Origin of the sequence: Sphingobacterium puteale (genome assembly GCF_050986225.1) — a bacterium.
GTDB classification, from domain to species: domain Bacteria; phylum Bacteroidota; class Bacteroidia; order Sphingobacteriales; family Sphingobacteriaceae; genus Sphingobacterium; species Sphingobacterium puteale.
Map to the genome: position 1 here is coordinate 4,473,954 of NZ_CP158959.1, position 14,009 is coordinate 4,487,962.

The window sequence follows — 14,009 nt, forward strand, 5'->3', positions numbered from 1 at the left end:
AGCTCTAGTTTTGCATCTGAAATTTATGTATATTTAGCTATGGCGAAAAAATTTATTCCTAGAGATATCAGTTGGTTAAGCTTTAATGGCAGGGTATTGCAAGAAGCTGCAGATGAGTCTGTTCCTTTACCCTTAAGGATCAAATTTTTAGGTATATTTTCCAATAACCTGGATGAATTTTTCCGTGTTCGGGTTGCCGGGCTCAAACGTGCTATTGACCTCAAAGACAAAAGTGCCAATCAATCTTTTTATGAAGATCCGCAGTTGATTTTGGAAGAGCTCAATGTCCGCGTAATCAAACAGCAAAAGAAATTTGACAATACCTGGAACCGAATCCAAAAGGAGATGGCCAAGCAAAATGTCTTTATCAAAACGAGTGAAGAACTAAGTCCGGAACAACAAAAATTTGTCAGCGAGTATTATCAGGATGATGTGGAATCAAATGTCATCCCTCTGATCCTCGATGATGTCCGTCCAATGCCTTATATCCGTGATAAGAGCCTCTATCTGGGTATTGCCATGGGGAAAAGTGAATGGCAATATGAAACTAAGTTTGCTTTAATTGAAATCCCTACGAGCCAAAATGGACGCTTCGTCCAGTTGCCTGCACCAAAGGATGAAAAACATATTATCCTTCTCGAAGATGTCATCAAGTTCAATCTTCCGTTGATATTCTCCTATTTTGGCTTTGATGTTTTCCATGCACATGTGTTTAAAGTCACAAAAGATGCTGAATTTGATATCGACAACGACATCAATACAACGTTGGTCGAAAAAATAAGTAAGGGGGTCAAGAATAGGCGTAAAGGTAAACCGACACGTTTTATTTTTGATCAGGAGATGAATCCAAAACTCGTGGAGTTTCTGATCAAAAAGCTCAACCTATCAAAAAAAGACAGTATCATACCCGGACAGAAGATCCATAATTTTAAACATTTTATGGACTTTCCGAATGTATTTAAGTCTTATTATCAGCCGCAGGAACGAACTTCATTCCCACATCCCTATTTTCAAAACTATGAGCGAGTCACCGATACTGTATTAAAAAAGGATGTACTCCTGTCTTTTCCTTACCATGAGTTTCGGCCGATCATCGATTTATTACGCGAAGCAGCAATGGATCCGGATGTAAAAACAATACAAATTACCGCCTACCGCTTGGCTTCGAATTCTAAGGTCGCCAATGCGTTGATCAATGCTGCACGAAATGGAAAGGAAGTAACGGTCATGCTTGAACTGCGCGCACGATTTGATGAAGAGAATAACCTGGACTGGAAAGAGAAGCTAGAACTTGAAGGAATTAAAGTACTTACAGGTATTCCCAATAAAAAAGTACACGCCAAATTATGTGTCATTAAAAAACGGACAGGTGCAAAAACCATTCAGTATGGTTTTGTCAGTACAGGAAATATCAATGAGAAAACAGCTAAATTATATGGAGATTATTGTCTCTTGACCAGCAATAGGGATGTCATCGCTGACATCAATAAAGTGTTCAACTATCTCAGACGGCCCAAATCCAACCCAGCTGACATAATCAAAAACTGTAAAAGTTTATTGATCTGTCCTATCGATATGCGCAGGGAACTGCTGCATTTTATCGATCTGGAAATAGCTGAAGCCAAAGCTGGCCGAAAAGCATCCATCATTATCAAAGTAAACTCACTGAGCGACAAAGACATGATTAAAAAGCTCTATGATGCAGCAAACGCCGGGGTTAAAATAGATCTGATTATTCGGGGAATTTATTGTGCGACGAACCAAAAAACATTTAAATTACCCATGAATGCGATTTCAATCGTGGATGAATATCTCGAGCATGCAAGGGTCATGTATTTTTATAATGCCGGTAAAGAGCTGATGTATATCTCCTCAGCAGATTGGATGACCCGAAATCTAGATCACCGTATTGAAGCCGCTGTAAAAATCACGAGTAAGAAGATCAAGGAAGACCTCAAGGAAATGCTTTACATACAGCTCAATGACAACGTCAAGGCTCGTATGCTGAACAATTCCTTGAGCAATCATTATGTTGAAAATAAAAAGGATCCCTGTCGCTCACAGATTGAGATCTACAAATACTTAAAAAAGAAAATAACGGATCATTAAGATAAGTCCCGACACCCCTCAGGTCTTCATTGCCTGAGGGTTTGCGCATTTACCATCCTTATTACTGGCCATAAGGGCTATGTAGCTGACATCTCGATGCTGGAATTGAGCATCTAAAGTTGTATCTTCAACCCATGAAACTCAATTTTTGTCTGTCCATTAGTCTTGTATTTTTTGCCTTCCAATTGAAAGCCCAGCAAAAAATGCCGCAAAACTTCGCCTATGTAAAAGAATTTATTCCAACAATTAGTCTGGATATGCGTTACTTTGGAAGCCATAACTTTACGGGCCGCCCTGTTCACGGCTATGAAAAACCAGTCGCCATCCTGACCAAGCGTGCCGCATTGGCCCTACAACAAGTCGAAAAACATCTGAACAAACAAGGTCTGGCATTAAAAATATTCGACGCCTATCGTCCGCAACGGGCTGTTGATCATTTCAAAGCTTGGTCACTGGTTATCAACGATACCATCGCTAAGCGCGAGTTCTATCCACAGTTAGATAAAAAAAACTTATTTAAACTGGGCTTTATTGCCAGCAAGTCTGGTCATAGTCGAGGTAGTACCGTCGACTTAACTTTGATCGATCTCACTAATAAGAAAGAACTCGATATGGGAGCACCCTTTGATTTCTTTGGTGATATCTCCCACCACAACTATTCAAATCTAACAACAAAACAAAAAGAAAATCGCAAAATACTTCGTGAAGCCATGGCTAAATTTGGCTTTAAAGCCTACGATAAAGAATGGTGGCATTACACCCTAAAGGATGAACCTTATCGTAAAACGTATTTTGATTTTATTGTGAAATAATATGCCCATCATAGATCAACACCTCAACAACAAAGATTTTTTTGCTTTTCACATCAAAGGAAACAGATCCAAGCCAGTATTCAGTCCGCAGCAGCAGCTTATATTGGCGAACAAGAATCTTTATTCACTCTGTTTAATAAAAAAGGGGGAAACATCTTTTATGATTAATGATGAGCGGGTACAGGTCGGGCAGCATCACCTGCTCTTGACCAGTCCATCCTCGAAAGTTAACGGTGCATCTGTTTCCAAATCTTGGGACTGCGAAGTTTATCTGATTTTCTTCAGCATAGATTTTATCTTCAAATTGGACTTTCGAAAAGATTTTTTTGAGCTCACAAAAAAATCACTCGCCTTGGATAATAGTCATGTCTTCGCTCTTTCGATGCAGGATGCCACAAACTTGTCCAATCTGTTTAAACAGTTTATCCATTACGAGAAACAGGGGCATGATTATATTTTCAAACCAAAGATTATCAAATCTCTGGCTGAAGTGCTGTTCTGTGAAATTGCGCGCCTGGCAAGTCAAAATTTCAAAAATATACCTTTCGTACCCTCACGAAAAAGAGAAATATTGGCCAATTTCTACCTACTGCTAAAACAGTCTTTTCGTCAGGACCATACCGTGCAGTTTTATGCTTCAGAACTTGGTATCACCCCAAAACATCTCTCGGTGATCACAAAAGAACTTACAGGAAAGTCAGCGATAGAATTAATACAGAATGTACTGGTGGAAGAGGCTAAATACTTGCTCCGCCAAGGGCTTTCGATCGGAGAAATCGCGAAGCAACTGCATTTTTCAGACCAGTCCTTTTTTGGGAAATTCTTTAAGCGAAATGTAGGCATATCGCCTAAAGAATTTCGTCAAAAAGCATGATTAAACAAAATCACGGAGATCAAAAATAGTCTTAAATTGCCTATCCGCGGCAGAAATATCCTGCAACTTATCTTCTCCCCAGGTCTGTCCTTTCAACCATAGTGTCTGACAACCTACAGCCTTAGCTGGAGCCATATCTTTACTATAGGAATCACCGACGACCAAGATCTCTGCAGCAGGTAATCCCATTGCTTCTACACCGAGCGCATAAATCGCAGGGTCTGGTTTACGTACGCCCACGACGGCTGACTCAACAACCGCTTTAAAATAAGATAAAATACCAAAATCAGCCAGTACAGCCTTTAGATTGCCATAGAAATTAGAAACCATTACAATAGGATACTGCTCGCCTAGCGCAACCAATAACGGCTTTACCCGGGCAACCGTATCTTTGGCTAGAGAATAACCATCAAACGCAATTTTATCGGCCTGTTCCTTCTCCAGATCATAGCCAGCAGCAATAAGGTACTCAAACTGCACCTTCAATTTTGCTTTAAGCACCTCCAAGAAGTTAAACTCCGGTTTGATAATCGGTTGAATCGCCATCTGCCTTTCGGCATAAGCATATGCTTCTTGAAATGAATTTAGGTTGACCGGAACTTGATACTTTTCGTAGCCGGACCATATTACCGCTCCCCAGTGCCCCCCATTTGTATCCAACGTTCCACCGTAATCAAAAATAATTCCCTTAATTATAAACTTATCCATTGTTATTTCTTTTTAACTAAACTCATCCAGCCCAAACCGATAATGATCCAAACGATTTCTCTGATCCTGGTCACAATGCCCATAAAAATACCGACAGAAGCCGGTAGGCCGATGCTCATCACTGCCATCGCCAACCCACCTTCACGTGTCCCCAATTGCATCGGGAAGAAAAACACGAGATTGGCAAATAGTGAGGAACCCGAACTGATAATCATGGCATCGATAAAATCTATATTGATATCCAAGGCCAGACCGATAAAATAAATTTCAAAACACCCAATTACCCGTGCGACAAACTCCCAGAAGAGAGCCGTATAAAATCGGCCCCTCCGGTTTTGAAATAAATTTTTCACCTGTTGATCAACATCGTTCAGTGTCTCGAACTTCGCTTCCAGCAGGTTATTGATTTTTTTTCCAACCAAAGGCAAACCTGACAAAGCCCTCAATAAAGAAACCGTAATTCCCTTTTTATAGAATTTTGTAAATAACCAAGTACAGACAATAGCCATCACAAAAATCACAGCACAGGCGACATTGACCAATGTACTGGCCGGTACAAACCAGAGGATCAGAAAAACAGACACTACCCAAAATAAAATATGGGATAGAATATGCATAACTCCATATAACAGAACGGATGAACCTGCTTTTGAACCACCAACATAATTTTTAAGCTCAATAATTCGGTAAGGCTCCCCCCCTAGTGCGACAAATGGTGTAATGTAATTAATTGCATACCCCGACACAGTCAATTGCAATACTTTCCAAAAAGGAACATCGGTCTGCGGCAATTGCGGTTCCTGAATAATCGCTTTAAAAGCGATGGCGTTCATCCAGTAAAGGACTGCCCAGCTGCCCAGTACCGGCAAAAACCACCAACCGATTTTCTCCAGATTAATCCAAATCTCCTCAACTCCCATCGCACGAATCATATAAGCCAAGGTGCCTATACCGATCAGCATAAAGAGTACTTTATAGATTTTACTCCCCATAGGTTGGATCGTTTGTTAACTTATCTACGAAATAACCACTTACCCTTTCCTGTCTGTTGCACATATAGATTAAGATCGGATTTAATACAAACATGTCAAAGAAAAAGTAAATCCATGGTTGCCCGATAAACAACCAAACAAAGAGAAAGATTACCCGGGTATTGAACTGTACAATATTCGTGTATTTCATCAATGGTTTATTTTTCATTCTGAAATCAACCATCAGTTGTTTTGGTAAATCATCTTTATATCGAGATTTGACGATATGCAGCAGTTTCTGCAATTTTGGCGATAACTTTTCCTGATTTCGGGTATACCCCATGTAACCGTTCAACACAAATTTGCTGAAAAAGTTTTTCTTCCAGGAAAGCGCATCATAATCAACTTTCAAATCGCGTGTATTATCCAACTCACTACCAGCTTTACCCTTAATAAAAAATAGGTGGACATTACGATAATAGTCGGCCATTGCAGATTGTATCATATGGGATACTCCGGCAAGGATACAGAACACCCAAAGCCAATCTGTCCAGCCTTCGTTGATACTCCGCAAACAAATAGCGATATGAATGGACGCAAACCAAAAATCACCTGCAAAACCATCCAAAATACGACCAAAACGACTCTTATTATCTGTCATTCGTGCCAATTGTCCATCTGCGCTATCCAGGGAGTTCGCGAAGATCAGTAGCAACATCCCGATCACATTTATCCATAAATCGCCATAATAAAATAAAATACCCGCAGCAACACCAAAGAAAATACTTATAATAGTCACTGCATTGGGTGTAATCCCGATTTTAGCGCATACTTGTGCAATACGAAATCCAATAGGTCTATAAAACCAGACATCTATTTTCTCTTCGGTATCGTTGGATTTTAAAGATTGTTCGAATGCACTCAAATTCTCTTCTTCGACTACATTAACTTGTTCTCTCTGCATTTTGGTTCTTTTCAGTAAATTTATGGTAAACCATTTGCGCAATGGCTTCAGCGGCCTCAGCTCGACAAGGGGCAAAGCTTGGCCAATCATTCAGATCAATAATATGAAATTCTCCATTTGAATCGATTATTACATCACCGCCATAGATGTGGACATCCAATACTTCTGCTGCGCGGTTGGCTACTTGCTTTAAATCAGCCAAATCAAACGGAAAATGGACAACTTCATCATTAATTTGCTCATACAAATCATATTTATGATGATTATGCTCATAGGGATAAAAATAGAAAAAGAAATCGGTGTCCCTCACCGCATAGAACTTCAGTAAATCCCCGGCCAAATGTTCGGATATTACAGCTTCTTTAATTCCCCGAAGGGCGTATTCGTTCAAGATATGCTGTGCTTCTTTGAGGCTGGCAGCAAAGGTAACGTCCTCTTTATGGATGGCATGGAAATCGCCGCGTTTGATCCAGACGCCTTTCCCTTTCAACTTTTCAAAAATCGACTGCATATCTGCGACGGTAGAGATGACAATACTTTTAGGGTATGGAATCCCACCTTCCAACAATTTGAGTGTCATGTTTTTTCGAAAGCAGTTTTCAATACCAAAACCTGAATTCAATACATGAACGCCATTATTTTGAAGTGATTGCAGCTTCTTAACCAAGGTTTTTGTTCTTCCCATCGTCAGGATATTTCCCTGTTTTACGGAATCAGAAGCTAAAAATTCATCCTCATTGCAAATTTCAACGGCTGCACCTTTTTCGGTTAATTTTAGCACAACTTCGTTAAATATTGCAGCATCATTCCCCACGTGATTGGGTGAAAAGCGATTTTTACGCGTCACGCCTAAAATAGAAATCATTTCGCTCATTTTATTAACTAACTTCCTCACTCAAAAACCGTTCCGCTACAATGCGATCCTTTAAGTGATCGATATCCACCACCTTCTCGAATACAAAAGCTTCAACGTTCAAATCGTTTTCTAAAAGCGCACGTTGAAAATTACGCATTCTGGAATTTCCAGCAGCGACAGAGCGGAGTGCACAGTCCATCGCAGCCTTGCGAAAGCAATAAATCCCTCCCGAAACAAATTTTGTCCCGGCCGTAGCCTTGTCCAAAAATGCTTCTACATTTAATTCATCGTCTGTATTCACATAAAGTGGGCTCTCGTCATCCACAAATGGTGTCACAGCCATAAAGGCGTCTGCATCTGACTGACGGAAAGCAGTAAGGTATTCATGAAATTCGTGGGGTTTAAAAACAGTATCTGTAGTCGTCAGACAGCAGGAAGTCCAAGCAGGATTGCTTTTGACCAACAAAGCAAAACTATGCAAAGAACTTGGGGTGTCCTCCTCGATCAGGATGATAGGTAGTTCAAATGCTGTATGTGTTAAAAACGTCTTCAATTCAGGTGATTGTCTATTGATAATAACATGCACTTGCTGTGCACCTTCTTTAGCAAAAACGCGAATCAATCGTTCAATCAATGGAACTCCATGTAAGGGTAGCAAGGGCTTAGGTAAATTGAACCCTTCTTTTCGCAATCGAGATCCTTCTCCCGCCGCAATAATAGCAAATTCCATTCCTTCTAATTGCAAAATAAAATCATTCATTAAAAAAGTAAAACCCCTGTCACCATACTAGCGTTTGCAAACGCAAAAGTTTACAGCGGGTTATTGACGGGTAATTATTTGATAGCCTCCCTATCCTATTTTTTAATAGTGCAAATCTGCAGGCCACGATATAATTATCCCGAAGAAAAAGGGGAAGAATCACCCGAAGTAATTGTTCCCCTTTTTATAAAGGTAATCTATTGAATACTATCTACCAACTCTTGGTAATAATCCAGTCCCAAGTGAGTAATCAAGTCCTCGCCCATAATATGACGCAAGGTATTTTGTAATTTCATCAATTGTTTGAAGATATCATGCTCAGGAGGTAAACCCGGTGCCGTTTGTGGTGATTTCAAATAGAAAGACAACCATTCCTGGATACCTGACATACCAGCACGTTGTGCCAAATCAATAAACAATGCCAAATCCAAAGCAACTGGAGCAGCCAAAATTGAATCTCGGCACAAGAAGTTGATCTTGATTTGCATTTTGTAACCCAACCAGCCAAAGATATCGATGTTGTCCCAAGACTCTTTGTTGTCTCCGTGAGGAGGATAATAATTGATCCGTACCTTGTGGTATAAATCACCGTATAATTCGGGGTTCTTTTTCGCATCTAGAATTTCTTCCAATACGGATAATTTAGAAACTTCTTTTGTTTTGAAGTTTTCTGGATCATCCAATACCAAGCCATCGCGGTTACCCAAGATATTTGTAGAGAACCATCCTTCTACCCCAAGTGCTCTTGCCTGAAGACCCGGAGCAACAATTGTTTTCATCAATGTTTGACCTGTTTTGAAGTCTTTTCCAGCAATTGCAACGCCATGTTCATGAGCTAATTCTACAATAGCAGGAACATCACACGTTAAGTTAGGTGCACCGTTAACATAAGGAGCGCCTTCTTTTATAGCTGCATAACAATAGATCATACTCGGTGGAATACGTTGATCATCATTATCCAAAGCTTCTTCTAATTTTGCAATTGTTGAGAAGGCTTCATTTGTCTCAATATAGCGTTCAGTAGAACCACACCATACCAATACGACACGGTCTAAGCCGTTTTTTTCTTTAAATTCACGGATATCACGTTGCACAGCATCAGCCAGCTCACGACGCGTCTTTTCCGTTTTAATGTGCGTACCGTCTAAATTCTTCACAAAATTGCGATCAAAGACAGCTTTCATCGGTTGAATTGCTTCCAATTCAGCTTTTACGGCATCAAGTTGACCTTGTTCCAATACCTGTGCTTTTGAAGCTGCCTCATAGACGTTATCCTCATAAACATCCCAACCACCAAAAACTACATCTTCCAACTTTGCCAAAGGGACGAAATCCTTTATTAATGGATTTCTATTCTCCGTGCGCTTACCTAAACGGATTCTGCTCAATTGCGAAACAGATCCTATCGGTTTTGAAAAACCCTTGTTTATAGATGCCACACCAGCGATCAATGTTGTAGCCACAGCACCCAATCCCGGAATAAGAATACCCAATTTGCCATTGGCATCTTTCACTTGTTGTCCCATATTAATTCTATATACTTAATTTGTTATTTAATTGATGTTTTATGATAAAATAATTCTTAAAATTAGCTTAAAAAAACATATTTCATACCCATTGTCACTTTATTTATAAAATCGTGACAATTGCTGTTTCAAGGCCTATCCGAATACAAAAGAACGAAGATAAAATACAATTCCGACCGAACTCGGGATCACTCATCTCATTGAAATTTAAGCCATTTGAACATACCTTGAAAAATAAAATATAATCATAACTAATTTTACTCAATATATTAACATTAAAAAACTAATCCAAATACAATTCAAAAAAAGTTATTCTTTCTAAAAAATTGGTCAATTTTTCTTTTTCCAATCCGCATAAATATGACAATAAAATTGGAAAATGATTTCGGGAGCGTTACCTTTAGACTTAAATTGATGAAACCATCGTGAGCTCAAATCAGCTAACAAAACCAAAAATATTCGCTCATGATAGCTACATTCTCATTAAGAAAACAAACCGAGTGTAAAGAATCCATGTAAAACATGATAAATCGACATTCCTAAATCATTATTTAAATGAAAACTACAATTTCGTTTCTGGCTTTAACACTTGTTACGGTAAGCCAGCTACATGCGCAGACGACCACAGATTCCGCTTATGTCAGAGATCATTATGAAAAAACCGAAGTAAAGGTTCCGATGAGAGATGGTAAGAAATTGTTTACTGTGATCTACAGCCCCAAAGACAAATCCAAAAAATACCCTGTTTTATTGAATCGAACACCCTACACGGTAGGCCCTTATGGCCAAAACGAATACAAAAAAAGTTTAGGCAACTTCCCTGCAATGATGCGGGACGGTTATATCTTCGTCTATCAGGATGTGCGTGGAAAATGGATGAGTGAAGGCGATTTTGAAGACGTTCGCCCCACAAATCTCAGTAAGGATAAAAAAGCGATTGATGAAAGCACGGACACTTATGACGCTTTGGAATGGTTACAGAAAAATCTGAAGAATTACAGTGGCAAAGCGGGGCTTTATGGTATCTCTTATCCGGGATTTTATTCTACGGTCGGACTGATCAAAACGCATCCGAGCCTCAAAGCTGTTTCACCACAGGCTCCGGTAACCGATTGGTTTATCGGTGATGATTTCCATCACAATGGTGTTCTATTCTTGCAGGATGCTTTCACATTTATGTCGACCTTTGGCGTTCCCCGCCCTAAACCAATTACACCAGATCAATTTAACAGTAAGATTCAGATCAATGAATTAGATAAATACAATTTTTTCCTTGAAGCCGGAACCGCCAGAGAACTCAAAGAAAAATATTTCGGTGATTCTGTCCAATTCTGGAATAACCTCTTTAAGCATCCGAATTACGATGACTTCTGGAAAACCCGTGTCGTCACCAATTATCTACAGGACGTGAAACCGGCGGTTATGGTTGTTGGCGGCTTTTTCGATGCCGAGGATGCTTACGGAACATTTAAAACCTATCAATCCATTGAAGAAAAGAGCAAAAAAAACAATTCAATTCTGGTTGCAGGCCCCTGGTATCATGGTGGCTGGGTACGCGCAACAGGAGATTACTTAGGTGACATCCAATTTGAGAAAAAAACAAGCGTCACCTACCAGGAAAAATTTGAACAACCATTTTTCAGCCATCATTTAAAACAAGAAGGCAGCTTCTCTCCAGCCGAGGCCAATATCTTTATTTCCGGAAGCAATGAATGGAAGCAATTTGAACAATGGCCACCTAAGAATGTCGAAACAAAAAAGCTTTATTTTCAACCACAGGGTAAACTTGATTTTGAGAAAGTCCAACGCACAGATTCATGGGATGAATATGTAACAGATCCCAACAAACCAGTTCCACACCAAGGCGGATTAATCCAGAACCGTACCCGCGAGTATATGGTCGATGATCAGCGTTTTGCAGCCAGTCGTCCAGATGTCATGGTCTATCAGACAGCACCATTGACGGAAGACATCACGATTGTTGGACCGATCAAGAATTTTCTAAAAGTAGCATCAACAGGTACTGATGCGGATTATGTTGTTAAACTCATCGATGTATATCCCAACGATGCGCCGAGTTTTGATGGAAAACCAATGGCGGGATACCAGATGATGGTCAGAGGAGAGATCATGGCGGGGAAATATCGAAATGGCTTCGACAAACCGCAACCATTGACACCGGGCATGGTGGAAAAAGTAGACTTCGTTATGCCTGATGTTGCCCATACCTTTAAAAAAGGACATCGTATCATGGTTCAAGTGCAAAACTCATGGTTCCCATTGGCTGAACGAAATCCACAAGTATTTATGGAGCCCTATACAGCGACCAAAGCCGATTTCCGTAAAGCGACACAACGCATTTTTCATGATGTCAACAATGCGACCTATATCGAATTTGATATCCTAAAAGATTAAGAGTAACTGATCACTGGATACCTGATAACGAAAATCAACCAGTAGCAAAACACATGCGGCCCGGTATTCTTAAATATCGGGTCGCATGTGTTTTGTGAGGCACTGTTTTTACTGTTTTAAGATTCTTCGACGAATTTGTTTTCCGCTGCTTTTATCCCTGTAATCAACAGGAAGATAATGCTGCCGGCAAGAAAATAAAAAGAGTAATTCCAGGAGGGGTCAACCTCGTGCAGTTTTCCAAAAATTGGTGGACCAAATGCTGCTATCAGATAACCGACCGACTGTGCCATTCCCGAAATTTTAATTGCATTTGCCGTGGTTTTTGCCCTTAAACTAAAAAAGAGAATAGAAAGGCTAAAAGACATACCATTGGAAAGTCCGAGCAATACGGCCGCAACATAAATACCCTCAAGCTTAAATAGAAAAAAGATCAGTATACTGCCCAACATGCCAGCCGCAACAGCAACAGCCATTAACCGCTGATCTTTCATCCTGTGTGCAATAATAGGTCCGAAAAACATAATGGGAATCATCGCAATCTGAATCAGAAATAATAACCAGCCAGTATCTTTAGCCGCCATTCCATAGTCGACCAATACCTTAGGTAACCAAGAAATCAGGCTATAATAAACCAATGATTGAATACCCATAAATATACTGATATACCAAGCCAATCTGGATCTAAAAATATGCCCAATACCGCTCTTCGATTGTTGCTTCTGGCCTGGAGAGGCATCTTTCGGTCCAGCGAATTGATCAAAAAAGACAGTGATAATTGTGAGTATCGCCAATACGCCCCACAGCCCTAAAGAACCCTGCCATCCCAATCCTGTCCATTCCCCAATACGTAGACTAAAGCCCGATGCAAACGCCGCCGTCAAATTCATTGCTACAGCAAAAATTCCCGTCATCAGTCCGATATGATGGGGAAAATTGGTTTTAATATAACCCGATGCCACCACATTACCCACACATATTCCTAATCCGATCATAACATTCGGAAAGCATCAAATTGATGATCCTTTTTTTCGATATCGAACAAGACGAACCATTTTTCGAAAACGTTCAGATATTTGCAGCTCCGAAAGTACTACAGGAAATGATCCGCTATGCTGAAAAGTGGTCAAAATTAACGGAAGAAAATGAAAACGAAAAAATCTTCCTGCGCGCGCTTCTCAACGAGCTTCCTGCATTCGGAGCGCGATTATTACATTTGGAAATTACGCTGCCCAACGAAAATAGACTGCAGACAGTTTTAAGTCACTTGCATGACCACTATACCCATCCCATCAAAATGGAAGATATTGCCTTGTTATCCAATCTCTCCTTACGGACCATAGAGCGCCTCTTTAAAAAAGAGACCGGAATGACACTAGTCAAGTACCAACAATTGCTTCGGATCATTAAAAGCCTTGAACTTTTAAGTATGGGCGAACTGACAATCTCTCAAATCGCATATAAAGTGGGGTATCAAAGCATACAAGCATTCACCAATAGCTTTTATACCGTTATGGGCTATCGCCCATCTGCATTTATTCAGCGTTGATCACCGGTTTCACTATCTCAGCAGTGCGTCTTGTACCATTTTAATTTCATCTTCTCTTTTTTCAAACTTCAGAGACCATGATCTGCTCCATTGCAGAACCGTCCTTACCATATCTGGTAAAGAATAATACCTGATGGATATCAACTTGTATAATAACAGTGTAATTACAGAGTATTTACAGGGGGTTTACAGGGGTATAACAGGGGTAAATCCCTTTTATACCCTTGTTAATATGGTCTAAATATAATGTTATTTCGTTTTTAAATACGATTTTGGTTTTATCTTGATATAAAGTTGGCCACAAATCATCAACAACCATTATCAAATTTATAAATAGTGATTTCAGATTAAAAAGCGGAAACGATGGTCAATTTTGCCTTAAGATCATATACCGGGATAGCGGATATAGCGAATCTCACATGATCATTATCTTTGAAATAAGTTTAGCAAACGGAGTTTGTAGTTTTT

At 39.9% G+C, this 14,009-nt stretch carries 12 protein-coding genes; 5 read left to right on the plus strand and 7 right to left on the minus strand.

Annotation, left to right across the window (positions count from 1 at the left end; genetic code table 11):
- Positions 1-39: 39 nt before the first annotated feature.
- From ppk1 to ABTV71_RS19165, 3 genes are all read left to right on the plus strand, one after another.
- On the plus strand, positions 40-2,109 hold the full coding sequence (ppk1, locus tag ABTV71_RS19155) for a polyphosphate kinase 1 (protein ID WP_121123661.1): 2,070 nt from the start codon (positions 40-42) through the stop codon (positions 2,107-2,109).
- A 134-nt stretch (positions 2,110-2,243) separates the two neighbouring features.
- The gene (locus ABTV71_RS19160; protein ID WP_433900712.1) at positions 2,244-2,921 is read left to right on the plus strand and encodes a M15 family metallopeptidase; all 678 of its coding nucleotides are present in this window, start codon (positions 2,244-2,246) and stop codon (positions 2,919-2,921) included.
- Position 2,922: 1 nt separating this feature from the next.
- Entirely contained in the window at positions 2,923-3,795 is an 873-nt protein-coding gene (locus ABTV71_RS19165; RefSeq protein ID WP_433900713.1) for a helix-turn-helix domain-containing protein, read from the plus strand.
- Here ABTV71_RS19165 and ABTV71_RS19170 read toward each other — a convergent pair whose 3' ends face one another.
- The 6 genes from ABTV71_RS19170 to ABTV71_RS19195 form a co-directional block, all read right to left on the minus strand.
- Complete coding sequence (locus ABTV71_RS19170; RefSeq protein WP_433900714.1) at positions 3,796-4,503, minus strand: HAD family hydrolase; 708 nt, start codon at positions 4,501-4,503, stop codon at positions 3,796-3,798.
- A 2-nt stretch (positions 4,504-4,505) separates the two neighbouring features.
- Complete coding sequence (locus ABTV71_RS19175) at positions 4,506-5,495, minus strand: lysylphosphatidylglycerol synthase transmembrane domain-containing protein (RefSeq protein ID WP_121123668.1); 990 nt, start codon at positions 5,493-5,495, stop codon at positions 4,506-4,508.
- Entirely contained in the window at positions 5,485-6,438 is a 954-nt protein-coding gene (locus ABTV71_RS19180) for a CDP-alcohol phosphatidyltransferase family protein (RefSeq protein ID WP_433900715.1), read from the minus strand. Before ABTV71_RS19180 ends, ABTV71_RS19175 begins: the two co-directional genes overlap by 11 nt.
- Entirely contained in the window at positions 6,419-7,312 is an 894-nt protein-coding gene (locus ABTV71_RS19185; RefSeq protein WP_121123672.1) for a hypothetical protein, read from the minus strand. The genes ABTV71_RS19180 and ABTV71_RS19185 overlap by 20 nt, the downstream gene beginning before the upstream one ends.
- Before the next feature lie 4 nt (positions 7,313-7,316).
- Positions 7,317-8,054 carry a nucleotidyltransferase family protein gene (locus ABTV71_RS19190; RefSeq protein WP_245971304.1) on the minus strand — a complete coding sequence of 246 codons (738 nt, stop codon included), beginning with the start codon at positions 8,052-8,054 and terminating at the stop codon, positions 7,317-7,319.
- A 197-nt stretch (positions 8,055-8,251) separates the two neighbouring features.
- On the minus strand, positions 8,252-9,580 hold the full coding sequence (locus ABTV71_RS19195; protein WP_108633174.1) for an inositol-3-phosphate synthase: 1,329 nt from the start codon (positions 9,578-9,580) through the stop codon (positions 8,252-8,254).
- A 555-nt stretch (positions 9,581-10,135) separates the two neighbouring features.
- Here ABTV71_RS19195 and ABTV71_RS19200 point away from each other — a divergent pair.
- A complete protein-coding gene (locus ABTV71_RS19200; protein ID WP_433900716.1) occupies positions 10,136-11,995 on the plus strand; it encodes a CocE/NonD family hydrolase in 1,860 nt (619 codons plus the stop codon).
- A 116-nt stretch (positions 11,996-12,111) separates the two neighbouring features.
- On the opposite strand, the gene ABTV71_RS19205 is transcribed toward ABTV71_RS19200, so the two are convergent.
- Positions 12,112-12,987, minus strand: coding sequence for an MFS transporter (locus ABTV71_RS19205; protein ID WP_433900717.1), 876 nt, complete (start codon positions 12,985-12,987; stop codon positions 12,112-12,114).
- 23 nt (positions 12,988-13,010) lie between these two features.
- Here ABTV71_RS19205 and ABTV71_RS19210 point away from each other — a divergent pair, with 23 nt between their 5' ends.
- Positions 13,011-13,541 carry a helix-turn-helix domain-containing protein gene (locus tag ABTV71_RS19210; RefSeq protein ID WP_121123678.1) on the plus strand — a complete coding sequence of 177 codons (531 nt, stop codon included), beginning with the start codon at positions 13,011-13,013 and terminating at the stop codon, positions 13,539-13,541.
- Positions 13,542-14,009 lie beyond the last annotated feature (468 nt).